The organism is Mycobacterium hubeiense, from assembly GCF_002838065.1.
Lineage (GTDB): Bacteria > Actinomycetota > Actinomycetes > Mycobacteriales > Mycobacteriaceae > Mycobacterium > Mycobacterium hubeiense.
This window is the reverse complement of sequence record NZ_PIZU01000008.1, coordinates 37,393-63,223: the sequence shown is the minus strand read 5'-3', so window position 1 is coordinate 63,223 and position 25,831 is coordinate 37,393. Positions and strand designations below refer to the sequence as shown.

27 protein-coding genes are annotated in these 25,831 nt (G+C 64.7%); 20 read left to right on the top strand and 7 right to left on the bottom strand.

Features of this window, described 5'->3' with window-relative positions; translation table 11 throughout:
- Window positions 1-270 precede the first annotated feature (270 nt).
- Entirely contained in the window at window positions 271-1,269 is a 999-nt protein-coding gene (locus CWS39_RS08750; protein WP_102142517.1) for a class I fructose-bisphosphate aldolase, read from the bottom strand.
- Window positions 1,270-1,439: 170 nt separating this feature from the next.
- Between CWS39_RS08750 and CWS39_RS08745 the strand changes: the two genes are divergently transcribed.
- From CWS39_RS08745 to CWS39_RS08735, 3 genes are read left to right on the top strand one after another with little or no spacing between them, the layout of a single operon-like run.
- Entirely contained in the window at window positions 1,440-2,870 is a 1,431-nt protein-coding gene (locus CWS39_RS08745; RefSeq protein WP_102142516.1) for a form I ribulose bisphosphate carboxylase large subunit, read from the top strand.
- 19 nt (window positions 2,871-2,889) lie between these two features.
- On the top strand, window positions 2,890-3,315 hold the full coding sequence (locus CWS39_RS08740) for a ribulose bisphosphate carboxylase small subunit (RefSeq protein WP_102142515.1): 426 nt from the start codon (window positions 2,890-2,892) through the stop codon (window positions 3,313-3,315).
- Complete coding sequence (locus tag CWS39_RS08735; RefSeq protein WP_233213413.1) at window positions 3,312-3,908, top strand: alpha/beta fold hydrolase; 597 nt, start codon at window positions 3,312-3,314, stop codon at window positions 3,906-3,908. Before CWS39_RS08740 ends, CWS39_RS08735 begins: the two co-directional genes overlap by 4 nt.
- A gap of 7 nt (window positions 3,909-3,915) precedes the next feature.
- On the opposite strand, the gene nicT is transcribed toward CWS39_RS08735, so the two are convergent.
- From nicT to CWS39_RS08705, 6 genes are all read right to left on the bottom strand, one after another.
- Window positions 3,916-4,983 (bottom strand): Nickel transporter NicT, encoded by a 1,068-nt coding sequence (gene nicT / locus CWS39_RS08730; RefSeq protein ID WP_102142607.1) that lies wholly within the window; start codon window positions 4,981-4,983, stop codon window positions 3,916-3,918.
- A 27-nt stretch (window positions 4,984-5,010) separates the two neighbouring features.
- The gene (locus CWS39_RS08725; protein ID WP_102142514.1) at window positions 5,011-5,910 is read right to left on the bottom strand and encodes a phosphoribulokinase; all 900 of its coding nucleotides are present in this window, start codon (window positions 5,908-5,910) and stop codon (window positions 5,011-5,013) included.
- 6 nt (window positions 5,911-5,916) lie between these two features.
- The gene (locus tag CWS39_RS08720) at window positions 5,917-6,990 is read right to left on the bottom strand and encodes a class 1 fructose-bisphosphatase (RefSeq protein WP_102142513.1); all 1,074 of its coding nucleotides are present in this window, start codon (window positions 6,988-6,990) and stop codon (window positions 5,917-5,919) included.
- Window positions 6,991-7,065: 75 nt separating this feature from the next.
- Window positions 7,066-7,875, bottom strand: a complete 810-nt coding sequence (gene hypB, locus CWS39_RS08715) for a hydrogenase nickel incorporation protein HypB (protein WP_102142512.1) — start codon at window positions 7,873-7,875, stop codon at window positions 7,066-7,068.
- A 4-nt stretch (window positions 7,876-7,879) separates the two neighbouring features.
- On the bottom strand, window positions 7,880-8,218 hold the full coding sequence (locus CWS39_RS08710) for a hydrogenase maturation nickel metallochaperone HypA (protein ID WP_102142511.1): 339 nt from the start codon (window positions 8,216-8,218) through the stop codon (window positions 7,880-7,882).
- A 46-nt stretch (window positions 8,219-8,264) separates the two neighbouring features.
- Window positions 8,265-9,320, bottom strand: a complete 1,056-nt coding sequence (locus tag CWS39_RS08705; RefSeq protein ID WP_199178012.1) for an AraC family transcriptional regulator — start codon at window positions 9,318-9,320, stop codon at window positions 8,265-8,267.
- 205 nt (window positions 9,321-9,525) lie between these two features.
- Here CWS39_RS08705 and CWS39_RS08700 point away from each other — a divergent pair, with 205 nt between their 5' ends.
- The 17 genes from CWS39_RS08700 to CWS39_RS08620 all read left to right on the top strand — a co-directional run bounded on the left by CWS39_RS08700 (window position 9,526) and on the right by CWS39_RS08620 (window position 25,574).
- Window positions 9,526-10,137, top strand: coding sequence for a helical membrane plugin domain-containing protein (locus CWS39_RS08700; protein ID WP_102142510.1), 612 nt, complete (start codon window positions 9,526-9,528; stop codon window positions 10,135-10,137).
- Window positions 10,138-10,193: 56 nt separating this feature from the next.
- A complete protein-coding gene (locus CWS39_RS08695; RefSeq protein ID WP_102142509.1) occupies window positions 10,194-11,165 on the top strand; it encodes an NADH-quinone oxidoreductase subunit B family protein in 972 nt (323 codons plus the stop codon).
- A gap of 128 nt (window positions 11,166-11,293) precedes the next feature.
- Window positions 11,294-12,901: a nickel-dependent hydrogenase large subunit gene (locus CWS39_RS08690; RefSeq protein ID WP_102142508.1), complete on the top strand. Its 1,608-nt coding sequence runs from the start codon at window positions 11,294-11,296 to the stop codon at window positions 12,899-12,901.
- On the top strand, window positions 12,898-13,755 hold the full coding sequence (locus tag CWS39_RS08685) for a hydrogenase maturation protease (RefSeq protein ID WP_233213412.1): 858 nt from the start codon (window positions 12,898-12,900) through the stop codon (window positions 13,753-13,755). The genes CWS39_RS08690 and CWS39_RS08685 overlap by 4 nt, the downstream gene beginning before the upstream one ends.
- Before the next feature lie 5 nt (window positions 13,756-13,760).
- Window positions 13,761-14,060: a hypothetical protein gene (locus CWS39_RS08680; protein ID WP_233213411.1), complete on the top strand. Its 300-nt coding sequence runs from the start codon at window positions 13,761-13,763 to the stop codon at window positions 14,058-14,060.
- Entirely contained in the window at window positions 14,053-15,339 is a 1,287-nt protein-coding gene (locus CWS39_RS08675; RefSeq protein ID WP_431306101.1) for a hypothetical protein, read from the top strand. The genes CWS39_RS08680 and CWS39_RS08675 overlap by 8 nt, the downstream gene beginning before the upstream one ends.
- On the top strand, window positions 15,339-16,259 hold the full coding sequence (locus CWS39_RS08670; RefSeq protein ID WP_102142507.1) for a NifU family protein: 921 nt from the start codon (window positions 15,339-15,341) through the stop codon (window positions 16,257-16,259). Before CWS39_RS08675 ends, CWS39_RS08670 begins: the two co-directional genes overlap by 1 nt.
- Window positions 16,256-17,449, top strand: coding sequence for an NHL repeat-containing protein (locus CWS39_RS08665; RefSeq protein ID WP_233213410.1), 1,194 nt, complete (start codon window positions 16,256-16,258; stop codon window positions 17,447-17,449). The genes CWS39_RS08670 and CWS39_RS08665 overlap by 4 nt, the downstream gene beginning before the upstream one ends.
- Entirely contained in the window at window positions 17,446-19,815 is a 2,370-nt protein-coding gene (hypF, locus tag CWS39_RS08660) for a carbamoyltransferase HypF (protein ID WP_102142506.1), read from the top strand. The genes CWS39_RS08665 and hypF overlap by 4 nt, the downstream gene beginning before the upstream one ends.
- Window positions 19,806-20,057, top strand: a complete 252-nt coding sequence (locus CWS39_RS08655) for a HypC/HybG/HupF family hydrogenase formation chaperone (RefSeq protein ID WP_102142505.1) — start codon at window positions 19,806-19,808, stop codon at window positions 20,055-20,057. Before hypF ends, CWS39_RS08655 begins: the two co-directional genes overlap by 10 nt.
- Window positions 20,058-20,077: 20 nt before the next feature.
- Window positions 20,078-20,770 carry a hydrogenase assembly protein HupF gene (locus CWS39_RS08650; protein WP_102142504.1) on the top strand — a complete coding sequence of 231 codons (693 nt, stop codon included), beginning with the start codon at window positions 20,078-20,080 and terminating at the stop codon, window positions 20,768-20,770.
- A gap of 2 nt (window positions 20,771-20,772) precedes the next feature.
- A complete protein-coding gene (locus CWS39_RS08645; RefSeq protein WP_102142503.1) occupies window positions 20,773-21,438 on the top strand; it encodes a D-sedoheptulose-7-phosphate isomerase in 666 nt (221 codons plus the stop codon).
- Window positions 21,435-22,547, top strand: a complete 1,113-nt coding sequence (gene hypE, locus CWS39_RS08640) for a hydrogenase expression/formation protein HypE (RefSeq protein ID WP_102142502.1) — start codon at window positions 21,435-21,437, stop codon at window positions 22,545-22,547. The genes CWS39_RS08645 and hypE overlap by 4 nt, the downstream gene beginning before the upstream one ends.
- Before the next feature lie 13 nt (window positions 22,548-22,560).
- Window positions 22,561-22,833, top strand: coding sequence for a HypC/HybG/HupF family hydrogenase formation chaperone (locus CWS39_RS08635; protein WP_102142501.1), 273 nt, complete (start codon window positions 22,561-22,563; stop codon window positions 22,831-22,833).
- A gap of 13 nt (window positions 22,834-22,846) precedes the next feature.
- The gene (hypD, locus tag CWS39_RS08630) at window positions 22,847-23,992 is read left to right on the top strand and encodes a hydrogenase formation protein HypD (protein ID WP_102142500.1); all 1,146 of its coding nucleotides are present in this window, start codon (window positions 22,847-22,849) and stop codon (window positions 23,990-23,992) included.
- On the top strand, window positions 23,989-24,738 hold the full coding sequence (locus CWS39_RS08625) for a DUF6390 family protein (protein ID WP_102142499.1): 750 nt from the start codon (window positions 23,989-23,991) through the stop codon (window positions 24,736-24,738). The genes hypD and CWS39_RS08625 overlap by 4 nt, the downstream gene beginning before the upstream one ends.
- On the top strand, window positions 24,735-25,574 hold the full coding sequence (locus CWS39_RS08620) for a hypothetical protein (RefSeq protein WP_102142498.1): 840 nt from the start codon (window positions 24,735-24,737) through the stop codon (window positions 25,572-25,574). Before CWS39_RS08625 ends, CWS39_RS08620 begins: the two co-directional genes overlap by 4 nt.
- The last annotated feature ends 257 nt before the right edge of the window (window positions 25,575-25,831 follow it).

The following is a 25,831-nucleotide window of genomic DNA, read 5'->3' as shown; positions in this document are numbered from 1 at the left end:
CTTGCCCTGTCTCCCCGCGGCCGGTGATCGCATTCGAGTGGCCCACGGCGTATTCGGCCGACTCGGCCGAGTCTCTTCAATCTCACCGGGACATGTCGTTGTTCACTACGATGACGGCGGCCGCGAACTCATCGATGCCACGCGACGCCGCCTATGGATTCTCCGATAAATCGTTGACCGGCAACGACACTCGTTCATCACGATCAATGACACGCGCAAACGGGGGCAGCGCGCTGGATGGGGTGGAGGCGCGCTGCCCCCGTGTGGCATTCAGGCTGACTTCAATTCGGTGCGCAGACGCGCGGCCGCACCATTGGCAGTAACCCGCTCGACCAGCGCCGCCTGCCCCTCGGTGACTCGACCGGGATCTCCACGCCATGCCTTCAGCGCGGGCGACACCAACGCGCGGCCGAACGAGAATGTCAGCGGCCACGGTGTTCGGTGCGCCTGCATTGCCTCGAGATTCGCCGTCGCCCGCTCCGGCGACTGGCCGCCGGACAAGAATGCCACGCCCGCAAGGTCACCCGGCCACGAACGCAGCACCGCTACTGTGATCTCGGCGACTTCCTCAGGAGTCGATCGCCGCGGGTAATCCTCGCCCTCGATGACCATGTTCGGTTTCAATACGATGCCAGCCAAATCGACGTGGAAAAGCGCGAGCTCGGTTCGCACTGCGGTATGTACTTCATTGGTTATGTCTCTGCAAACCCCGCGGTTGTGATCGCCGTCCATGAGCACCTCCGGCTCGACGATCGGCACCAGACCCGCCTCCTGGCAGGCTGCGGCGTAACGGGCCAGGGCGTTGGCGTTGGCCCTTATTGCACCTCGGCTCGGCGTATCGGCGGTTATTCGGAACACCGCTCGCCACTTGGCGAATGCCGCGCCCAGCTGCGCGTACTCGGCCAGCCGTGCGGGTAGTCCGTCGAGACCCTCGGTGATCGTCTCACCGGACAGACCGGGGCACGGCTTGGCGCCGGTGTCGACCTTGATACCGGGCAGGATGCCTAATGCGGTTACCGCTTGCGCGAAAGGCATACCGTCGCTGAACGTCTGGCGCAATGTCTCGTCGCAAAAGATGATGCCGGACACGCTCTCCGAGAGACCCGGCGCGGTGGCGAGCAGTTCGCGATATCTGCGGCGGTTCTCAGCCGTCGGCTCGACTCCAGTCTGCTGCAGGCGCTTGGACATCGTGGCGATGCTCTCGTCAGCTGCCAGGATGCCCTTGCCGGGCGCCATCATTCGTGCCGCGGTCTGTCGACAAGTCGTCATTTGGTTGTGCCCTTCGGTGCGTGGTTATCGAACGCAAGTAATCCACGTCGACCGGCTTTCGACCTCACCTACGTGGTGGATGCGCGGGGTGAATCCATGAACTAATTACTTCAGCATTATTGGCAGATTCTCAATAGACATGTTGATAATTCGCTGGCAGCATTTCGGGCATGACTGATCGATGGAACGCCGGGGTGATTCCCTACGCCGAAATGGGCTATTGGCAGCCTGACTATGTCCCGAAGGACTCAGATGTGTTGTGTGCCTTTCGGATAACGCCGCAGCCGGGTGTGCCGCCAGAGGAAGCTGGCGCCGCTGTCGCCGGCGAATCCAGCACCGCCACCTGGACGGTGGTGTGGACCGACCGGCTGACCACTTACGAGCACTACCAAGCCAAGTGCTACCGCGTAGACGCGGTGCCGAACGCCCCTGGTCAGTGGATCGCCTGGATCGCCTACGACCTGGACCTGTTCGAGGAAGGGTCGATCGCCAACCTCACCAGCTCGATTATCGGCAACGTCTTCGGGTTCAAACCACTCAAGGCACTTCGCCTGGAAGACATGCGGATTCCCACTCATTACGTCAAGACCTTCCAAGGTCCGGCGCACGGGGTGGTGATGGAACGTGAACATCTCAACAAGTTCGGCCGCCCACTGCTCGGCGCAACCACTAAGCCCAAGCTGGGTTTGTCGGCACGCAACTACGGCCGCGTGGTTTATGAGGCTCTGCGCGGTGGGCTCGACTTCACCAAGGACGATGAGAACATCAACTCGCAGCCATTCATGCGTTGGCGTGACCGGTTCCTGTTCTGCATGGAGGCCGTCAATCGCGCCCAAGCCGCCACCGGCGAAATCAAGGGCCACTACCTCAATGTCACCGCTGGAACCATGGAGGAGATGTACGAGCGAGCCGATTTCGCCAAAGAAATCGGTTCGGTGATCGTGATGATCGACCTGACCGTTGGATACACCGCGATCCAGTCGATGGCGAAGTGGGCCCGCGCCAACGGCGTACTGCTGCATCTGCACCGCGCCGGCCACGGCACCTATACCCGCCAGAAGACCCACGGCGTGAGCTTCCGAGTGATCTCCAAGTGGATGCGGCTGGCGGGTGTCGACCACATCCACGCCGGCACGGTCGTCGGCAAGCTGGAGGGCGACCCGAACAGCATCGCGGGGTTCTACGACACACTGCGCCTGAACAGCATTCCAGCCGATCCGGTCAAGGGCCTGTACTTCGACCAGGAGTGGGCCTCCATGCCCGGGGTCATGCCCGTGGCATCCGGCGGCATCCACGCCGGCCAGATGCATCAACTGCTGCACTACCTCGGCGAAGACGTCATCCTGCAGTTCGGTGGCGGCACCATCGGTCATCCGATGGGAATCGCCGCCGGCGCGGAAGCCAACCGGGTGGCGCTGGAGGCGATGATCAAGGCCCGCAACGAAGGCAGGGACTACTACAAGGAGGGGCCGGAGATTCTCAAGAAGGCCGCATCCCGCAACCGCGCCCTCGACACCGCTCTGGCCACGTGGGGCGACATCAGTTTCAACTACGAATCCAACGACACCCCTGACGTCGTCGCGACACCTACCCATTCCTGAGCAAGACCGGAGACTACGCATGCGAATCACCCAGGGCACCTTCTCATATCTGCCGGACTTCACCGACGAAGAGATCACCGCCCAGATCAACTACGCACTGGACAACAACTGGCCGCTGTCGGTGGAATTCACCGACGATCCTCATCCCCGCAACGTGTACTGGGAAATGTGGGGCCTGCCCATGTTCGACCTCAAGGACGCGGCCGGTGTCCTGTTGGAGGTCAACGCCTGCCGCAGTGCCTATCCGTCGGCGTACATCCGGCTCAACGCGTACGACGCCCGCCTCGGGCGCCAAACCACGGCATTCTCCTTCATCGTGCAACGCCCGGCCGACGAACCAGGCTTCCGGCTTGACCGCACAGAGGGATCCGATCGGCGCATCGGCTACACCACCTTCGCCTATGCCACCCAACAGCCGCACGGGCATCGGTACGGATCACCATGATCACGGCAACCCTGCCCAATAACCGCGAACGGATGCGTCACGTTGACACCATCGACGGATTCGGTGTCCCCGTCGAACTGTCCGGTCCGGACAACGGGCGTGTTGTCATCATGTTCGAGGAGACCCACCGCAAGACGGACGCGTACGACATCGTCCGCGAGCGTCTACACGTGGCAATGCTTCGGACGCTTGTGATTCCGGCGGATCCGAGGCTGACCGCGAAGTCGGTGGTCGGCATTCTCGACCAGCTGAAAATCCCAGGCGGCTTGCTCGTGGGCGATCGGACCGGCGGTGAACTCGCATGGAATCTTGCCGCGTCCCAACAGGAACGGTTCACCGGCCTGGTCGTGATCGACTGCGGCCACCCACGGGCGCCCGACATCGACGGTGTGGTCCGCGACCGACATTGCCCGGCGGTACAAGCCGACGCCACCGCGCTGGTGAGCACGCGAGCTGCGCATGCCGTTGCCTGCGAGAGTAAGCGATATGTCCACGGGGAGTTCCGACTCGCCGAGCTCGCTGGTCCACGACGATCCCGGCACTTCATCGCTCAGCTCGCCACTGAAATCGTCGTCCGTTCGCTGTCCCGGTGAATGCCGGCTAGTCCTCGACCGCCTGGCTCCACCGTTCTTCAATCCGTCCAAAGCGCCAGATCAGCAGCGCCACAATCCATGTCGCGATGAACACCCCGACGATAACATAGCCGACGGCGTTCAAGTCGATGTCGCCGAGCCAAAGCCAGAAGCGGCCGGTCCAACCTAGCTGATCAGCCAGCAACCCCAACAGTTCGACGCTGCCGACGATTAGCGCGATCGCCGCCGACAACGCGGTGATGGTGATGTTGTAATACACCTTGCGAACTGGTTGAGAGAATGCCCAGCCGTACGCGAAGTTCATGAATGAGCCGTCAATGGTGTCCAGCAGACTCATACCCGCCGCGAACAAGACTGGCAGACACAGGATTGCATACCACGGCAGCCCGGCGATGGCGCTCGTGCCGGCAAGCACCAGTAGTGCAACCTCGGTGGCCGTGTCGAAGCCGAGTCCAAACAGCACTCCGAGCGGGTACATCTGCCATGAACTCCGGATGGATCCGGTGAACCGGTAAAGGACGCGGTTCATCAACCCCCGGCTATTCAGCTGCTGCTCCAGCTCACTGTCTTGGAAGGCGCCGCGCCGCATTCCGCGGAATATTCGCACGATTCCGAACAGAACCACCAAGTTGATACTGGCGATCACATAGAGGAACACCCCCGAGACGGTGGTCCCGATCAAACCGGTGTAGTGGTGGACCGCCGAAGAATCGTCGACGACGGGGCCGATGACTGCTTGGACTCCGACCGACAGCAGCAACGCCAGGCCGAACACCACCGTCGAATGACCAAGAGAGAAAAAGAAGCCCACGCCCATCGGACGCTGGCCATCGCTCATCAACTTGCGGGTGATGTTGTCTATGGCGGCAATGTGATCGGCGTCGAACGCGTGGCGCAGCCCGAGCATGTATGCGGTGAGCCCTACGCCGACGCCCAACGCTCGATCTCCGACGGTGAGCTGTTGTGGCGCGACGAACACCACCAGCGTGATCCACCCCACGAGATGCAACGCGATGATCGTGCCGGCGATGCACCCTACGTGTGCCCACTCCTTCGCGGACAACCATGTTCGCAAGGACGATTTCACTGCGCTTGCGGTTGATCAGCTGCTGACCAGGTCGGCGTTGCGGAGTTCGGCGTTGCGCCGGTCCACCAGCCGCAGGATCATCGGGGTGAAGATGAGCTGCATCGCGAGATCCATCTTGCCGCCCGGACACACAATCGTGTTCGGCCGCGACATGAACGAATCATGGAGCATCGCCAGCAGATAGGGAAAGTCGATGCCATGGGGATCGCGGAATCTGATGATCAGCATAGATTCGTCCGCGGTCGGAATGGTCCTGGCTATGAAGGGGTTTGACGTATCGACGACCGGAACACGCTGGAAGTTGACATCGGTGTTGGAGAATTGCGGGCATATGTAGTTCACGTAGTCCGGCATTCTCCGCAGAATCGTGTCGGTGACCGCCTCCGACGTGTATCCCCGAACGACCTTGTCGCGGTGCAGCTTCTGAATCCACTCCAGGTTGATGACAGGGACCACCCCGATCCGCAGGTCCGCGTGGCGAGCAATGTTGACGGTGTCGGTCACGACTGCGCCGTGCAGGCCTTCGTAGAACAGCATGTCGGTGTCGGCCGGCAACTCCTCCCACGGCGTGAAGGTACCCGGTTCCTGGCCATACGGCTTGGCTTCCTCTTGGTCATGTAGGTACTTGCGAAACTTTCCGCTGCCGGTTTCGCTGTAGGTGCGGAACAGCTCTTCGAGATCCTCGAAAAGATTTGCCTCCGGACCGAAATGGCTGAACGTGTGATCACCACGGGCGTGGGCGTCAGTAATCGCCGCCTTCATTTCGCTCCGGTCGAAGCGGTGAAAGCTGTCGCCCTCGACATAGGCAACGTTGACACCTTCGCGACGAAAGATCTGTTGGAATGTGCGCATCACTGATGTCGTGCCGGCACCTGAGGAACCCGTGACCGAAACGATGGGATGTTTGCGTGACATGAACGCTTAACCCACCGGAGTGCGGAACAGGCCGCGCGTGCCGTACAGCGGCAGCGTGGAGGCCAGCTCATAGGTTTCGCTGTGGTAATCCTCGATACGTGCCACCTCCTCACGGGCTCCGAAGACGAATGAGATGCGTTGGTGCACATCACTTGGAACAACGTCGAGCATGCGCTGCCGTCCGGTGCTGGCCGCGCCGCCTGCCTGCTCGATCAAGAACGCCACCGGATTGGCCTCGTACAGCAGCCGGAGCCGCCCCGGCTTGATCGGTTCACGAGAGTCACGCGGATAGAGGAAAACCCCGCCGCGGGTGAGGATCCGGTGCGCCTCCGCCACGAGCGACGCGACCCAGCGCATGTTGAAGTCCTTCTGCCGTGGCCCCGATCGGCCCGCGAGGCACTCCTGGACGTAGCGTTGCACCGCAGGCTCCCAGAACCGCTGATTCGAGGCATTGATCGCGAATTCTTTTGTTGTGGGCGGTATTTGGATCGACTCGCGGGTCAGAACGAACTCGCCGAGATTCGGATCGAGGGTGAACGCATGCACCCCGGTCCCCACCGACAGCACCAGCATCGTCGACGGGCCGTAGATCGCATAGCCGGCGCAGACCTGCTGGCTGCCGGGCTGCAGGAAATCTTCCGGGTCCGGGTCGGACGCAGCCTGCGGGGCTCGCAGGATGGAAAAGATGCTCCCCACCGACACGTTGACGTCGATGTTCGACGATCCGTCCAACGGGTCGAACACCAACAGGTACTTACCTCTTGGGTACTGGGAGGGCAACAAATAGGGCTCGTCGAGTTCCTCGGATACCATCCCGGCGACGTAACCACTCCACTCGGTGGCACGCAGGAAGTAGTCGTTGGCCAACAGGTCGAGCTTCTGCTGCACTTCACCCTGGATGTTGGTGTGGTCGGCCGAACCGAGGACTCCGCCCAGCGCGCCTACAGCCACCCGGTTGGAGATCGCCTTGCAGGCCAATGCGACATCGAGGATCAAACCATTGAGATCCCCGGACGCGCCGGGGTGGCGCCGGCGTTCCTCGATCAGAAATTGCACCAGGGTGGTGCGATCGGTGAGCATGGGTAAAGAATGTCCAGGCCATACCGGCCGGCCATCCCCCGCCTGGGTGGGGATTCGGGTGGCTCGATCAGTCCATTAGTCGGGCGGTCGATCGAAGGACCGGCGCAAGTCGCAGAGCCAGTCACACCATTGGTCGATCCCGACACCGGTTCGTGCGCTTGTCTCGATCACCGCCACACCGGGATTCACCGCGTTCAGGTTGGCATAGAACAGCGAGAGGTCGTAGTCGAGATGCGGAATCAAATCCACCTTGTTCACCAGCACCAGATCGACAGATCGGAACATCACCGGATACTTGAGAGGCTTTTCCTCGCCCTCCGTGACCGAGTAGACCATGGCGCGGGCGTGCGCGCCGACGTCGAACTCGGCTGGGCACACCAAGTTTCCGACATTCTCGATGATGAGCAGGTCCAGGTCGTCCAGGGGTAGCCGGGGAAGAGCGGAGCGCACCATCGGCGCGTCGAGGTGGCATTCGCCGCCGAATCCGTTGGCGGTGTTGATCAGTGAGATGGCCGCGCCGAAGCCGCGCAGACGGTCCGCGTCGATGCTGGTCTCGATATCACCTTCGATGATCCCGATGCGCAGCCTGTCCTGGAGTCGCCGCAGCGTTTCCCGAAGCATCGTGGTCTTGCCTGCCCCGGGCGAGGACATCAGGTTGACTGCCGTCAGGGCCGCATCGTCGAAGTCGCGGCGGTTGGCCGCAGCGGTCTGATCGTTCTCGTCGAATATCCGCTCAAGCACGACGACACGCTCTGACCCCGTCGCGTAACCGGAGTGATCTCCGTGCCCATCCGCCGTGACGGGTTCGTCATGGTGATTCGGGTGGTCGTGGTCGTGCCCATCGTGATGGTGGTGACCGTCATCGTGTCGATGGAATCTGCCCATGTCGTCACACCTCTGCCAACTCGAGTGAAGTGATGAGGAATTCGTCGCCTTCGATGAGATCGACGGTGCATCCGGGGCAGGACTCGCACGCCATGGCCAGCGCGTCGAGCACCTGCTCGCGACCGCAGCCAGTGCACCGGATCTTGGCCGGGATACGTTCCACCTGTAACTCGGTACCTGCCAGCTCGGAGCTTTCGGTGACCAACGACCAGCAGTAGGCCAGGGTGTCCGGAACGATCTGACGCATCGCCCCGATCCGGATGTTCACGGTGCGAACCTCCCTGCCGGCCGCGTGTTTTCGCACGATGCCGATCATCGAGCTGCAGATCGACAGTTCATGCATCGCTGGCCTCCTCGAGTCAGACGACGACCATACATCCATCGCCGCGCTACCGCCGCAACGTTTCCGACGGGGTAACCCCCCACCTCTTGCGGTACTCGACCGCGAAGCTGCCGAGATGGCGGAACCCCCATCGGGTGGCGACGTCGGTCACCGTTACCCCGTCACTCGGCAGCGCATCGGCGAGTTCTTCGTGCACCCGCTCCAGCCGCCGGTCCCGCACGTACGTCATCGGCGACACCCCCAGCTCCTCGCGGAACCCCTGCTGGATGGACCGCACACTCATGTGCACGTTACGGGCGATCGACTCCATGGTGATCGGCTCGCCGAGGTGCTTGTCGATGTAGTCCATGGCGTCCTGAACCACCGGCCGGACGGGATTTTCGACCGGGCGAACGAACTCGTCATGGTAGTTGGAGGGCTGGATGTGCAGCAGGCTGTTCATCAGCAGCTCCTCGATCCCGCTGATGCCGTGACCGCGCTGCACCAGCGATCCGGTGTGGAAGACCTCGGTGTGCAGCAACTGCACCGCGGCGTGCCAACGCACCGCCACGTCGCTTGTCAGGTCGAATTCGGGATGGAACACCAGTTGCCGCGACAGACGCCGGCCGCGCAGCCGGGTCAGGTATTCCACCAGGGATTTTTCTTCGATGCGGAATAGCAGCTGCGGGGAGTCGTCGTCGAAGTGCATTGTCAATGCGGCGCCCGGGCTGGTCACCAGCGCCCGGATCGTGTTCGCCTCGAAATCGTGGCCGTTGTGGTGGCATTGTGCGGTCCCGTTCATCGGCATGTGCACACCGAAATACCTTCCCAGACGCGGGATCTCCAGAGTCGCCCGAACGTGCAGGTCCAGATACAACATGCTGATGTTGCGCAGTCGCACACCATGCATGGTGGCCGCGAAGCCGGATCCGTTCTCGTTCAACGTGATTCGGGCTGGCGCCAGCGCCTGACCGATCATCGTAGACGCCTCGCGAGTGTTTTCGGTGTAGAAGATCTCATGGTCGGCCAACGCCGGTGGCACGCCGCGCGAGCGGACCTTACGGCGCACCGGGTTCCCGGTGTTGTGGGTGTCGATGAAACCCAGCCTGGCCAGCCGATTCACCAGCGCAGCCTCGCCTTCCCGAGGACCGCTTGTTGACGATTTGTTGAAGGGTTCGCGGCAATCATTCAAGTCTCCAGAGCGTTTTGAGCGCTTCTACGCGCACAAGTCTGCGCAATTCTGACAGCTTTTGCGCGAAATCGATAGGCCCAACGCTTGTGCATCGCTACCTTGTGTGAACACCGACACACCGGCGTAGGAGGATTGAGTGGCTGCACACGCTTCGCTCACCGCAAGCCTTGACGGGGACGAGCTCATCGCCGAGTCCCCAGGAGACGAGCTGATTCAGCGGCTCGACGATCCACAGATCGCGTCGTCGCTTTCGCTGATCCTCGAGCACGCCGACCTGTTGGCCACCATCATCGCCGGACTGGACGGGCTGCTTCGCCGCGCTGACGTAATCGGTGACTCGCTGGCATCCGGTGTCGCGGAGTTCAGGGAACTTGCGACGTCCGGCAACGGCCAGCGGCCATGGCCGAGCGTCGATCTCGCAGCGCTCAGCGACACCGTGACACGGTTGTCGGCCGCTGCCGTCGATGCCACTCCGGCACTGGACAGGCTGCTGCATTCGCCGCTGACCGATCCGCAAACGGCGGACCTCCTCGCCGAGGTAGGCGAAGCGGTGCTCGAGGGCAAACAAGCGGCGGCCGACGACCCACGTGGGCCCAAGGGAGTTTTCGCGCTGATGCGAGTAACGAAAGACCCTGACGTTTCACGCGGTTTGGGCTTCATGATCCAGATCGCCCGAGCGTTCGGCCGAAGACTGGCTCCACCGGAGCCGCCCAAGAAGGGCCGTGCCGGCCGGCACGCAGCCGCGTAACCCCAGCCCACCGAGACAACCAACCTACGCAATCGCGTTCATTGAGAGGAGTTTTCATGGCATCTGTGCTCTGGCTACAAGGAGGCGCGTGCAGCGGCAACACGATGTCGTTCCTCAACGCCGAAGAGCCCAACGTTGTTGACCTGATCGTCGACTTCGGGCTGGACCTGTTGTGGCATCCGTCGCTGGGCCTCGAACTCGGCGACAACGCGCAGAAGGTGTTCTGGGACTGCGCCCGAGGCGAACGACCCCTCGACATCTTCGTTTTCGAGGGTACCGTGATCGAGGCACCGAACGGCACTGGACGCATGGACATGTTCGCAGACCGTCCAATGAAGGACTGGGTCACCGATCTGTGCGCCGCCGCCCAGATCGTCGTTGCGATCGGCGACTGTGCCTGTTGGGGCGGCATCCCGGCGACGGAGCCCAACCCTTCCGCGTCGACGGGCCTGCAGTTCCACAAGCGCAAGAAGGGCGGATTCCTCGGCCCCGACTTCCGGTCGAAGATGGGTTTGCCGGTCATCAACATTCCCGGCTGTCCAGCACACCCGGACTGGATCACCCAGATCATCGTCGCGCTGGCCACGGGCCGTGCCGGCGATATCACGCTCGACGAATTGCACCGGCCCGAGACATTTTTCAAGACATTCACCCAAACCGGCTGCACCCGAGTGCAATTCTTCGAATACAAGCAGTCGACCCTGTCGTTCGGTGAGGGCACCCGCACCGGCTGCCTGTTCTACGAGTTCGGCTGCCGCGGCCCGATGACGCACTCGCCGTGTAACCGGATCCTGTGGAATCGCCAGTCGTCGAAGACCCGGGCAGGCATGCCGTGCCTGGGCTGCACCGAACCCGAATTCCCACATTTCGACCTCGCCCCGGGCACCGTGTTCAAGACCCAGAAGGTAAGCGGGATGATTCCCAAGGAGGTCCCAGAGGGCAGCGACCATCTCACCTACATGGCACACGCCGCGGCCGCGCGTATCGCCGCACCGCAGTGGTCGAAAGAAGACATGTTCGTCGTCTAGCCGCTTCACCAACTCACCATCGGCATCCACCACTTGGGTGAGGCCGCACAACCGTCGGGATCGATAACGTCACGCGGTCGCGGTCGAAACACAAGCCACTTGAAGAACGTCTGTGAAAGGACCCACCAATGACCGCATTGGACCTATTTGTCAGTCCCCTAGGGCGCGTCGAGGGTGACCTCGATGTGCGCGTCACGATCGACGACGGTGTCGTGACCTCGGCGTGGACCGAGGCCGCGATGTTCCGCGGCTTCGAGATCATCCTGCAGGGAAAGGATCCGCAGGCCGGCTTGGTGGTCACGCCGCGCATCTGCGGCATCTGCGGCGGCAGCCACCTCTATAAGTCGGCCTACGCACTGGACACCGCATGGCGCACGAATGTGCCGCCGAACGCGACGTTGGTGCGAAACATCTGTCAGGCTGCCGAGACACTGCAGTCGATTCCGCGCTACTTTTACGCACTGTTCGCGATCGACCTGACCAACAAGAACTACGCGAAGTCCAAGCTCTACGCCGAGTCGGTACGGCGCTTCGCGCCCTATGTCGGTACCAGCTATCAGCCCGGCGTGGTGCTGTCGGCCAAACCCGTTGAGGTGTACGCGATCTTCGGCGGACAGTGGCCGCACTCGAGCTTCATGGTGCCCGGCGGGGTGATGTGCGCGCCAACGTTGTCCGATGTGACGCGGTCGATTTCGATCCTTGAGCACTGGAAGGACAATTGGCTGGAAAAGCAGTGGCTGGGGTGCTCGGTGGACCGCTGGCTGGCCAACAAGACCTGGGAAGACGTTCTGGAATGGGTCGACGAGAACGAGGCCCAACACAACAGCGACTGCGGGTTCTTCATCCGCTTCTGCCTCGATGTCGGCCTAGACAAGTACGGTCGGGGGGTCGGTAACTACATCGCCACCGGCACCTACTTCGAGCCGTCGCTGTACGAGAACCCCACAATCGAAGGCCGAAATGCCGCGGTGATCGGGCGATCCGGGATCTTCGCGGACGGCAAGTGGTCCGAGTTCGACCAGGCCCGCGTGCGTGAAGACGTGACGCACTCGTTCTACGAAGGTACCGGCGCTCTGCATCCGTTCGACGGCGAGACGATCCCCGTCGACCCCGAAGAGGGTCGCAAGCAGGGCAAGTACAGCTGGGCCAAATCGCCCCGCTACGACGTGCCCGGGCTGGGCCACATCCCGCTGGAGGCGGGGCCATTGGCCCGGCGGATGGCCGCCGGCGGGCCGAATGCCGCAGCACATCAAGACAACGACCCGCTGTTCGTCGATCTCTACAACAAGATCGGCCCGAGCGTGTTTGTCCGCCAGCTTGCTCGCATGCACGAGGCGCCGAAGTACTACAAGTGGACGCGCGAGTGGCTCAGCCAGCTCGACCTCAAGGAGAGCTTCTACACCAAGCCGATTGAGCACGCCGAGGGCAAGGGCTTCGGCTCCACCGAGGCCGCCCGTGGGTCGCTGTCGGACTGGATCGTGATCGAGGACAACAAGATCAAGAACTATCAGGTTGTCACCCCCACGGCATGGAACATCGGCCCGCGTGACGGTGCCGATGTGCTGGGTCCGATCGAAAGGGCATTGGTGGGATCGCCGATCGTCGATCCGGAAGACCCGGTGGAACTGGGGCATGTCGCTCGCAGCTTCGACTCCTGCCTGGTGTGCACAGTGCATGCCTACGACGGCAAGACCGGGCGTGAGCTGTCACGGTTCGTGATCAACGGAATGGTGTGATTCCCACGTCAACCAACCCGGACCAGATAACACAACCCGGCGGGTCTGAGGCAGCGCCCGACCCGCCGGGTTGTCCGGTCCTGATCGTCGGCTGCGGAAATCTGTTGCGTGGCGACGACGGCGTCGGCCCAATCCTGGTGCGCCACCTGTGGGAACGTGGCATGCCGGAGGGTCTCCGGCTCGTCGACGGCGGCACCGCGGGTATGGATGTCGCCTTCCAGATGCGAGGCGCCGAGCGAGTGGTGATCGTCGACGCGTCGGCCACCGGCGCCGCGCCGGGCACCGTCTACCGAGTACCCGCTGCAGAGTTGTCCGAGCTGCCGCCGCTGGAGGGCCTGCACACCCACTCGTTCCGCTGGGACCACGCAATCGCATTCGCGCGCTGGGCCTTAGCGGATGCGTGCCCTTCCGACATCACGGTCTTTCTCATCGAGGCCGCCAATGTCGCACTGGGCGCAGACCTTTCACCCGAGGTAACCACTGCGATGGAGCAGGTGATCGAGATGATCGAAGCCGATTACGTCGCGCCGCTGCGGCCACCGAACCCCAGCGATCCGGACGACCTCACCGTGGAGTTCACCGAGGACGGCTATCTGCGGTTGACTGCAGCGCTTTCGGCGGCCCACTTCCCCGCCAACGTCGCGGTCGGCGCCGTGCGTGACGATCAGTTGTGGCTGCTGCCGCTGCGGGGCCCGCGCAGTGGTGGGCTGCTACTCAAGCAGCGCAATGCGGCCGGCGATCGCGCGGTGCTGGTGCGCGAACTTCTCGACGACGCCATCCCCACCGGTGTGCGCCGGGCGTTCTGGGACGAGGACCATGGCGCATTGCGGATTCCGCTGGAGCGGCAGAAGTGATAATCGTGGCCGAGCAACCCGACATCGACCCGCACACCAACGATCAGGGGGACAGCGCGGCCGATGAACCCATCCTGCCGCGCACTCAACGTGGCGAGGACAGCTCGGCCGACGACGCGCTGAGCGTGGACACGGTGGTGGTCGAAGAACGCGGGCGCTGGGCCGTCGGCATCGTGGTTGTGTTCGCCGACGGCATTGTGCGCAAGCGCATCGACTCCCACCCGACCAAGGCCCGCGCCGAGTTGTCGGCCCGGATGATCAAGCGGGCCGCCGAACGTGACATAAGAGGACCGCTGAATGGCTGACTCATTGATGACCTCGACATCCGTTGTCAGCGGCGACATTTCGGTGCCGCCGGGACTCGCGGTGCGCCCGCAGCCGCTGGGCGTGTTTGCACTGCCGCTGGGCTACCTGCTGATTCCGGCCGGCGAGGAGACCGAAGCCGCACGAGCGGAGATGCTCGAGGGACGGCTACCCCGGCACTGGCCACCAAGCATGCGCGCCCACGAACTGGCCGCCGCAGGCAAGCGCGACGCTGCCATCGCCGCGCTGGAACACCGCGCCGATCCGGTGGCCCTTTACAACCGCTTCGTGCTCGACCCCGACGGCGTCGACCCCGACGAACTGCGGGCGGCACTTGGTGAGTTCGCGATCCTCGTCGACGTGGTGCTGTTCGCGCTCGGGCGCACCGACATGCCGCCACGATCGGAGAATATCCACGGCGAACTCGCCGCGGCCGTGCTTTCTGCCCAGGCCACCCACGCCCTGTCGGACGGAAACCCCGCAGCGGCAATCGAATTGCTCGACCATGCCGTCGAGGCGGCCGAGCCCGTGTCGGCGCCCCTGGCTGGACTCCTGCTCGGCGCAGCGGGCGCGATCTGCCGAGACAGCGGCGACGACGGCTGTGTTTCGCGGCTGCAGAAATCGCTGATCGCGCTCGACGGTGCCGACGGGCTGCGGGTGGCGCGCGCCGAGATCCACATGTGCCTGGCCGGTGTGTTACACGAACACGCCCAGCAGCGGCCGGAACTGCTGGCGACCGCCGTCCCCCATTACCACTCGACGCTGCAACTGATCAAGCGCACCGACGCGCCGTTGGTGTGGGCGGCCGCGCATGCCGGACTCGCCACCGTGTACCTGACGATGCCGATGGTCGAGGCTTCCGGACAGCTGCGATTGGGTGTGGCTGCCCAATCCCTACGCTCGGCGCTGACCGTCTACACCCGTGATGAGCACCCCAGGGAATGGGCCAGTGTGCAGCTGAATCTGGCTAACTCCCTGGTGTATACACCGTCGCGGCACCACAAGGAGAACCTCGTCGAGGCCGTCGAACTCTACGAGGCCATCCTCGAGACGCGTGACCGCGCGACCGATCCCCTCGGCCGGGCACGAGTGCTTGCCAACCAAGGCAACGTCCTCGCGCACCTCGGTGTGTTCGATGACGCCAAGGCCAAGCTGTACGAGGCACGGTTCCTGTTCGAGGAGCTCGGCGACGACGACTCGGTGCGCGCCGTGCGCGGGGTGCTCGACGAAATAGCGCGGCAGCGCGTGCTTTCCACCGCCGACGAAATCGGGGGTCCGTGATGTCCACAGCCATTTCCGAGGTTTCCCAACCTCGACCCGCAGGCGAGCAGCCGCCCGACCCCAGCTTTGAAGAGCTGGCGAAGCGGGTCGATGACGCCACCGCCGCGCTGCAGAAGCTAGACCCTTCGGCCCGCACGGTCGCTGAGGAGCTGAAGGCGGCCATCGAGGCCATCCACCGGGCCGGCCTGGTGACGATTGTCCGACGCATGCGCGCCGACGAGGCCACTCGGCCCCTGCTGTTCGATCTCGTCGACGACCCCGTTGTGCACCTGCTGCTTTCGCTGCACGAGATCATCCGGCCGGACCCGATGACACAGGCCACCAAGGCATTACACGCGGTGCGACCGCAACTACAAGGCCACGGCGGTGATGTCACGCTCGTGCGCATCGACGACGGAACGGCGTACGTGCGTCTGCAGGGCGCCTGCAACGGATGCTCGATGTCCTCGGTGACACTGCGCAACCTGGTGGAAAAGGCACTCGTCGAGAATGTCTCGTCGGTCACCGCCGTTGAGGTGCTACCCAATGAGCCCGAGCCGACCTTGATTTCGGCGGACTCGCTGTTCGCCGCCCGTCACCCAGTCGAAGAAGGCTGGGTGCAAGCCGGGCACGCGACCGACGTAGGTGACGGTGACCTCATCGCGGTGCAGGTGACCGCACCGAACTCCGGGCAGGAGGTGTCGGTGCTGGTGGTCAACCTGAATCAGCAGCTGACCGCCTACGTCAACGAATGTGCCCACGAGGCATTGCCTTTGGACAACGCGGTGCTCGACACCGACAACGGCACCCTGACCTGTCCCTGGCATGGCTTCTGCTACGACGCTGCGTCCGGGGAGTGTCTCACCGCACCGGCGGCGCAACTCGAGCAGCTGCCGCTGCGCGTCGACAACGGACAGATATGGATCCGGGTGGGCACATGACGGGCTTGACCGTGCGCACCAGCCTGCTGCCACCGGCGCCACGCACCGACTCCGCTGCGGCCGTGGACCTTTCCGGTGGCTGGGAGCCGGAGGTGTGGCTGGGCGCGCCCGCACCGGGCGGCCTGGCGCTGCCGCCGGCCAACCCGACGCTGGCGTGGATGTACTCACCGCGCGGAGTGTTCTTCGACGCGCATCACCTGGTGGTGGCCGACTCGGGCAATCATCGGGTGCTGATCTGGCACGGTCGGCCCGCCCACGACGAACAGCCAGCCGACGTCGTGCTCGGGCAGCCCGACGGCACCACCGAGGGGCGCGCCGCGGCCGGACGCGGCCCCGAGAACGGGATGAATCTGCCCACCGGCGTGCTCGTCCACGACGGGCGCCTCATCGTCGCCGATGCCTGGCACCACCGCATCCTGGTGTGGCACACGGTGCCCGAAACTGACTGGACCCCACCGGATCTGGTGCTGGGCCAGCCCGACAGTTCCGCAGTGGAACCCAATATGGGCGGTGAGTGCTCGGCCTCGTCGCTGTACTGGCCGTTCGGAATGGCCTTCATCGGCTCGGTGTTCTGGGTCGCCGACACCGGGAACCGTCGGGTGCTCGGCTGGAACGGGGGACTTCCCGAGCCTGGGCGCCCGGCCGACATCGTGCTCGGCCAGCCTGACCCGGCGAGCCGCGAAGAGAACCGCGGCGATCAGGTTGGGCCCGCCAGCTTCCGCTGGCCGCACAGCATCAGCGGGCGCGACGACCTGCTGTTGGTTGCCGATGCCGGCGATCACCGGGTGCTCGGCTGGTCGCCGCTGCCCGGCGGCGATCGCCCCGCCGACCGGTTGCTCGGTCAGCCGGATTTCGCCACCGCGAGCGAGTGGCCGTACGGACCGCAGCGCGGTAACCGATTCCGGTTTCCGTACGGGGTAAGCATGGACACCGCGGGCGGCGGCCCAGACCGGTTGGCTGTCGCCGACACCGCCAACAACCGCGTCCTGCTGTGGGACGGTGTGCCCGCCGATGGCCGGGCCGCCGACTACGTCCTGGCTCAGCCGACATTCGAAGCGAACGGCGAAAACCGCTGGAGTGCAGTCACTCATGACTCACTGTGCTGGCCGTACGGGCTGTGGCTGCATGGCGATCGCGTGGCTGTGGCCGACTCGGGCAACAACCGCGTCATCATCTGGCGGCGACGATGAGCCGCGCACCAACGCCCACCATGGTGGCGCCGCTGCAGCGGCGCCGGTTCACCGTGACCGGGGTCGTGCAGGGTGTGGGTTTCCGCCCCTTCGTGCACCGGGTGGCCAGCGAACTGGGGTTGGCAGGATTCGTCGGCAACGACTCGGCGGCGGTTTTCATCGAAGTGCAAGGCACGCCGACCGCCATCGCCGAATTCGGCCAACGCCTCCTCGCCGAAGCACCGCCGCTGGCCGCGATCAGCGATGTTTCGTGCGCCGACCTCGCAGCAGACCTCCACGGTGACAACGGCTTCCGCATCGTCGCCAGCCGCACCGCCGATGCCGCACCCAGCTCAATCCCCGCCGACATCGCGGTCTGTGACGACTGCGTGACCGAGCTGTTCGACCCATCCGACCGGCGTTACCGTCACCCCTTTATCACCTGTACCAACTGCGGTCCGCGGTTCACGATCATCCGTGAACTGCCCTACGACCGGCCCGCGACCACCATGTCGGACTTCCCGATGTGTGAGCACTGTGCCACCGAATACCACGACCCGGCGAACCGGCGATTCCACGCCCAGCCCATTGCGTGCCCCGACTGTGGGCCATCGCTATGGTTCACCGGCCGCGGCGTCCACATCACCGTGATCGACGCGGCGCTGGCGGCCGCCCAGCGCGCGGTGGCCGAAGGGAGCATCGTCGCCATCAAGGGCATCGGCGGCTACCACCTGGCCTGCGCGGCCGACCGCGCTGCCGCCGTCGATGAGTTGCGGCGGCGGAAAGCCCGGCGCGGCAAGGCATTCGCCGTGATGGTCCGCGATCTCAGTGTTGCACGCCGTTACGCCCACATCAGTGTCAACGAGGCGAAGGTGTTGTCCAGTCCCGCCCGGCCGGTGGTGTTGCTGCGTCGCAGAGCCGACGCGCCGGTCGCGGCCGGGGTAGCTCCCGATAATCCGTTGATCGGCTTGATGCTGCCGTACTCGCCGATCCACCACCTGCTGCTGTCTACAGTGCCGGGCGAGGCTACGACCCCACCCGAATCGATCGTGTTGACCAGCGCCAACCGATCCGACGAACCCATTTGTTACACCGACGACGATGCGGCCCAGCGGGTGCCCGCACTCGCCGACGCGGTGCTCGACCACAACCGGCCCATCCACGTGCCGTGCGACGACTCGGTGGTGCGAGTGCTTAGTGACGGGGACCGAGCTCGGGAGTTGCCGATCCGCCGCTCCCGCGGCTACGCACCCCTGCCCGTTGACCTCGGCCGGGACGGCCCACCAGTGCTTGCCGTCGGCGGGGAGCTGAAGAACACGTTCTGCCTGACCGATGGTCGACGTGCGTTCTCCTCGGCCCACATCGGCGACATGGGCACCGTCGCCACGCTGAAAGCGTTCACGCACTCGGTGCGGCAGCTCTGCGGTATCCGTCGCCAGCCTGCGCGGCTGGCCGCCGACCTGCATCCGCGTTATGTGACACGAAATTGGGCCGAGCACAACGTCGGTGACCGCCCGCTGGATCTCGTGCAGCACCATCACGCCCACGTGGTATCGCTGCTCGCCGAGCACGGCATGCTGGGCGAACCAATCATCGGCGTCGCCTTCGACGGCACGGGCTATGGATGCGACGACACCGTGTGGGGTGGGGAAATCCTGCGTCTGGGCACCGACAGCCACCGCTTCACCCGTGTCGGACACCTGGCCGAGGCGCCGTTGGCGGGCGGCGATGCCGCGGTGCGCAACCCATGGCGGATGGCGCTGGCGCACCTGTGGCACGCTCGTGTGCCGTGGACGGCGGACATGGCTCCCGTCAAGGCCGCCACCGCTGCCGAATTGCGGCTACTGCGCACGCAATTCACCACCGGCCGCGGGTGCGTGCCCACCACGAGCATGGGCCGGCTGTTCGATGCGGTGGCCGCACTGCTCGACGTGCGCCAGCACATCGACTACGAGGGCCAGGCAGCGATCGAGCTGGAGGTCCTGGCGGCATCGGTCGACGGTGACGCACCGGGGTCGGTGCCCCTGCGCCTGGACGTCGCCCCGGACGGAATCCTCGATCCCGCTCCGATGATGGCCGCGATGATGGCCGCGCTGCGGGACGGGGCCGAACCGGCCCGCCTGGCCGCGGCATTCCACCGCGCCGTCGCGGTGGCCGTCGTCGAAGCAGTCAGCCAGGTGGCGGGGCACACGCGGACGGTGGGGCTCACCGGTGGGGTGTTTCAGAACGTGTTGTTGCTGCAGGCATGCCGTCAACTGCTCGAAGGGGCGGGTTTCACCGTGCTGACTCATCGCATCGTTCCGCCAAACGACGGCGGGCTCGCACTGGGTCAAGCCGCGATATCGACACTGACGGCGCTGGAGGAAGGGACCACAGAATGTGCCTAGGGATTCCCGGCCGGATCTCCGAGATCTGGGATGCCCCCGACGGTGGCCGGTTCGCCAAGGTCGCGTTTGGCGACGAGGTCAAGACCGCGTGCCTGGCATATCTTCCCGATCTGGCGGTCGGTGACTACACCATCGTGCACGCCGGTTTCGCGCTCACCCGCATCGACGAAGAGTCCGCCCGGGTGACTCTCGCGACGATGCGCGAGTACGGCGTCTTCGGTGCTGAGGAAGCGGCATCGTGACCGCGCCAACCCATCCCGTCATGACGCCGGATCTGGCGGCCGATCTGGCGGCGGCGTCTTTTGCTCTGGCGCAACGGTTCTCGGCCGGTGCCACGATGTGGTGCGTCGCACCTGCGTTCTCCCCGCACGCCCAGCACATCGCGGTCGAGTTCGTGCACCCGGTCATCGTCGGGAAACGTGCCCTGCCCGCGGTGGCGCTGGCCGGACCGGACCTGCTCGGGCAGGTGCGGGTGTCCGCCCGCGCCGGCGATGTCCTCATTGCCGTCGCCGACGCCGCCGACCCCGACGTGCGCGCCGTCATGCGCCGCGCCGCCGCATGGGGCATCACGACGATCTGGATCGGCAACGGCGACCGGCCCGAACACGGGGCCGCCGACCACGTGCTCTGGCTCGACGATCCCGATCCGACACTGCCCACGACCGGTGAGTTCGTCCTGCTCTACCACCTGTTGTGGGAACTGACCCACGTGTGCTTCGAACATCCTGGGCTGCTGACGGCACCATCACAGGAGTGCACGGACGACGTGTGCATCACCTGCAGCGACGAGGGCAGGCTCGGCGAGGTCCTGATGACCGCCGCCGACGGAACGGCCTCGGTGCGCACCGCATCGGGCACCGAGACCGTGGTGACCACCCTGGCGGGGCCGCTGTCTCGCGGTGACCTCGTGTTGATCCATGCCGGCATGGCGATCAGCAAGTTGAGTGAGGACTGACGATGACAAGCCAGCAGCGTCTCGACGAGGCCACCAATTTTCTGTATCCGTTTATCGACGGAAACGAGTCCGATGCCAGCACGCTCCTCGCCGATCTGACGGAGTCCGCCTTAGCCAAAGCGGCGGAGAGCGCGGCGCTGCGCCGGTCAACCTTGGAAGCGTGCAGGCCCCTCATCGCGAGCGCGGCCGCCGAGATGGCGCGCCGGTTCGCCGCCGGCGGCAGGCTGTTTACCTTCGGCAACGGCGGAAGCTCAACGGACGCCGCGACACTGGCGGCACTGTTCGCGTCGCCGCCAACCGCGCAACCGCTGCCCGCATGGTCGCTGACCGCCGACCAGGCGGTGCTCACGGCGCTGGGCAATGACGTCGGATTCGACCTGGTGTTCGCGCGGCAGCTGATCGCCCGGGGTCGCGACGCAGACATCGCGATAGCAATGTCCACAAGCGGAACTTCGGCCGACCTGCTTCTCGCCCTGCGGGAGGCCCGCAGTCGCGGCATGTACACCATCGGCTTCACCGGATACGACGGCGGCGACTTCGTCGACAACCCCGACGTCGACGTCTGCTTCGTCGTTTGCTCGCAAAGTGTGCACCGCATCCAGGAATCGCAGGCGCTGGTGGGCTATCAACTGTGGGCCGCGGTGCAAGCACGGGAGGAGAACCGATGAGCGACCACGTTGCGGAATACCTGGCTTCTGGCCCGTCATTTCGCGAGAGCCAAGTCATCGAACGCATCGAGACGTTCCGCAAACGGCGGCCTCGGCTGCGCGACACAGTGGTGACACTTGCCCACGGCGCGGGCGGGAAGGCATCGGCAGCACTGGTCGACGCGGTGTTCGTTGAGGCGTTCCGCAATCCGTACCTGGAGGCGCTCGGCGACGGAGCGGTCGTCGCGATGCCCGGGGGGCAGCGGATGGCGATGTCGACCGACTCATTCGTGGTGCAGCCGCTGCGCTTTCCCGGTGGATCGATCGGCCACCTCGCCATCCACGGCACCCTGAACGACCTCGCGATGGCCGGCGCGGTGCCGTCGTGGATCACCGCGGCTTTTGTTCTCGAAGAAGGCTTTCCGATAGCCGAACTCCGCGAGATCGTCGCCGACATGGCCGCGGCCGCACTCGCCGCCGGCGTGCAGATTGTCACCGGCGACACCAAGGTCGTGCCCAGGGGGGCTGCCGACGGGATGTTCATCACCACCGCCGGGGTTGGCATCGTTCCCGCCGGCCGGGAACTGTCCCCGCACAGCGTGCGTCCCGGCGACAGGGTCCTGGTCTCCGGGACGATCGGCGACCACGGTATGGCGGTCATGCTGGCCCGCGGCGACCTTGCGATCGAGGCCGACATCCACTCCGACACCGCCGCGGTGAGCGAGTTGGTCGAGCGCCTGCTCGAAGCCGCGCCCTCAACCCGCTGGCTGCGGGACCCCACTCGCGGTGGGGTTGGCACCGTCTGCAACGAGCTGGCGCAGGCCACCGGCTTGGCGGTGGTGCTCGAGGAGGACCGGCTGCCGATCAAGCCCGAGGTCGGCGGCGCGTGCGAGATGCTCGGCATCGACCCGCTCTATGTGGCCAACGAAGGCAAGTTCCTCGCCGTCGTCGACCCCGACGAAGCGGAGAACGCGCTCGCCGCACTTCGTTCGCACCCCGACGGGCAGGACGCCACCGAGATCGGGCACATCGCCGACGAACCCGTCGCCACCGTCGTGGTGCGGACCGGTTTCGGCGGCACCCGAATCGTGGACATGCTCGTCGGCGACCCACTGCCCCGAATCTGCTGAGAGAGGACCCACCATGTGCCTGGGAATCCCCGGACGGATCATCGAGATCACCGACGCCGCCAACTGTTTGGCCAAGGTCGACGTCAGCGGCGTGCGACGGGTCATCAGCGTGCGACTGCTGGAGAAGGACATGCCCGAGCCCGACGAGTGGGTACTGGTGCACGTCGGCTTCGCGATGGCCAAGATCGACGAGACCGAGGCATTGCTGACGCTGGCCGCGGTCAAGAAGCTCGGCGAGGCCTATTCCGACGAAATCCAGGCGTTCGACTCGTCCGCAATCATCTGAGCTGGAGGCAATAATGCGATTTGTTGACGAATTCCGTGACCCGGCGGCGGCGCGAAAGCTGTTGGTCGCCATCGACTCCCTGGCCCGCGAGGCCGGCCCGAACGAGCACTTCAAGTTCATGGAGGTATGCGGCGGGCACACGCACACGATCTATCGGCACGGCATCGAACATCTGTTGCCGGAGAACGTCGAGCTGGTGCACGGGCCGGGATGTCCGGTCTGCGTCATCCCGATGGGTCGCGTCGATGACGCGATCTGGCTGGCACGTCAGCCCGGGGTGATCTTCACCTGCTTCGGCGACATGATGCGGGTGCCTGGCTCGAATGGCAGCCTGCTGGACGCGAAGGCCACCGGCGCCGATGTGCGGTTCGTTTACTCACCGCTGGACGCGCTGAAGATCGCCGTCGACAACCCCGACAAGCAGGTGGTGTTCTTCGCCATCGGCTTCGAAACCACCGCACCGTCAACGGCGGTCACCCTGGTGCGGGCGCGGGAGCTCGCAATCAAGAACTTCACCGTGTTCTGCAACCACGTGACAATCGTGCCGCCGATCAAGGCGATCCTGGAATCCCCGGACCTGCGGCTGTCGGGTTTCCTGGGGCCAGGCCACGTCTCGACCGTCGTCGGCAACCGGCCGTACCGATTCGTGCCGGCCGTCTACGGTAAACCGTTGGTGGTGGCGGGATTTGAGCCGCTGGACATCCTGGCGTCGATCGCGATGCTGCTGCGCCAGATCCGCGATGGCCGTTGCGAGGTCGAAAACCAGTACTCGCGCATTGTCCACCCGGAGGGCAACCCGGCGGCGCTCGCGCTGATGGGCGAGGTATTTGCGTTGCGGCCCCACTTCGAGTGGCGTGGGCTGGGATTCATCTCGCAGAGCGCGCTGAGACTTCGCGACGAGCTGGCCGAGTTCGACGCCGAGGAGCGATTCGCGATGCCCGGCGTGCGGGTGGCCGACCCGAAGGCCTGCCAGTGCGGTGAAGTGCTCAAGGGCGTGCTCAAACCGTGGGAGTGCAAGGTGTTCGGGACGGCGTGCACGCCGGAAACGCCGATCGGCACCTGCATGGTCTCCCCGGAGGGTGCATGCGCGGCCTACTACAATTTCGGCAGGCTGCACCGAGACGCCGCCACATTGATCGGGCAGGGCGCGCCGGCATGACCACCGCGGACATCACCCACACCCGTGGCGCGGAGATGTTCGCGAGGTATGCATATGCCCCCAACCGGCTCGGCTACTGCGGGCCTGAAGACTCGTCGGCCTTACTGGATGGCTCGCGCGACCAGATCGAGCGGGCCGCAAGACAATTCACCGGAGCATGGCCATACCTGAAGGTGTTGTCCCGAATGACGGGAATCCCAGACCCGCTCGATCATCGTCTGGTCGAGTCGTACTGGCTCGGCGGCGGCATCGGAGCCAGGCTGGATTCCCGCGCGTTCACCGCCGAGCTGCTGGCGGTCATCGGTCCGCAGGCCGGCCATTACTGGAGTCACCTCACCCCCGACCTCGCCGACGAAGCCGCCCCGAATCATTGCTTCCACGTCTTCGGGGTGTACCCGTGGACGCGACTGCTCGGCAAGGGCATGGACGACCACCCGTTGTCGGTGCTGGACAACTGCCGAATCACCTGGGGCACAGTGCTTTCCATCGACAGTATGACGGCCATGGTGCGGTGTCAGCGGCTCCGTTGGGACGACATGATGCTGTCGATGTCGCCGCCCATGACCTGTCAGGTGGAAGTCCCTGCCGATGGCAGCATGTCCGATGTCTCCCCGGGTGACCTCGTGGCAGTGCACTGGGGGCGGTTGTGCGACAGGCTGACACCTGAACAGATCGCGGCACTCAAAGACAGTACGGACCGGCAACTTCGGGTGACCAACCGCCGATTGGGTGCGCACACGCCGTGAGACCGCGAATCGTCCAGGCCGACGGTCAGATCGGCTTCTACTGGGTCACACCGGACGGTGTGCCGACCACATTGCCGGATCTGGTCATCGGTGATGAGGAGCCGGACCGGCTGGTCGCAACCCACCTGGAGGCGCTCGACGACGCGCTGATCATCGCCGCAGCGCGGTTCGGGGACCTGCTCGGCGGCGGTAAGCATCCTTATCCGGATGAACGCGACGACTTGATTGCCTTGCATCGCTGTCTGGATCTCCTGGTGCGCGACTATGCGTTGGCCGCCGAGGTCACCGGGCTCGTCCCAGATGTGCGGGCAGGCAAGATCATCGGCACCGCCACGCTGTTCTCGATCCGCGCTCGTTTCCCCGTCGGCCTGCTAGGTCCGGCGCCGCTCGACGGTGAACTCGCCGAGCCGTCCCCCGGGGTCATCAGCGGATTCGGCCAGATGGTGCAGGTCGATCCCGAGAGGCCGTGGAAGGGTGGCCGGTGGGTGCTCAAATCGGAGTCGGGAGAACGGTATCCGCTGACGTTGTCGACGATGTTGTTCGACAGCTCCGGGGTGAACAAAGACGCCGCCCGGCGCGAACACCGCGAGGCGATCGAATCCTGCGTCGCGAGCGCAACTTCTGACGATGCCGACCCGTTCACCGTCGCCTGCGCGCTGGACTGGCTGCTGTATGACTGGCTGATGGCCCACCGCGAGGATCCGGACAGCGCCGCGATCCAGATCCCGAGAGGCCACGACTCCGACGCAGGAATGATCGTGGACGCGGCGTTCGCGTCCGTTCGTGCCAGAACCAAGATCGACCCCGGCCTCACCGCCCCGATACCCACCGACTGACGCCAATAAGGTCAACCTAACCTAAGCTAATGCATTGCGGTGCTATTGATCGTGAAATCGGTTTGGGGTAGGCCTGGATACATAACCCCGAGGTGCAGATTCGCCCTATCGGCGATGCCGATCACCAGGTACTACCCACAAATGGGGGAAACAATCGTGGTATGTCGCAACGATCCGTTGACAAGACATCAGTGCCGGGAGTAAACCCAAAATCTATAGCCGCGCAAGTGGGCCGAAGGTCGACTCCAGCGGCTTAG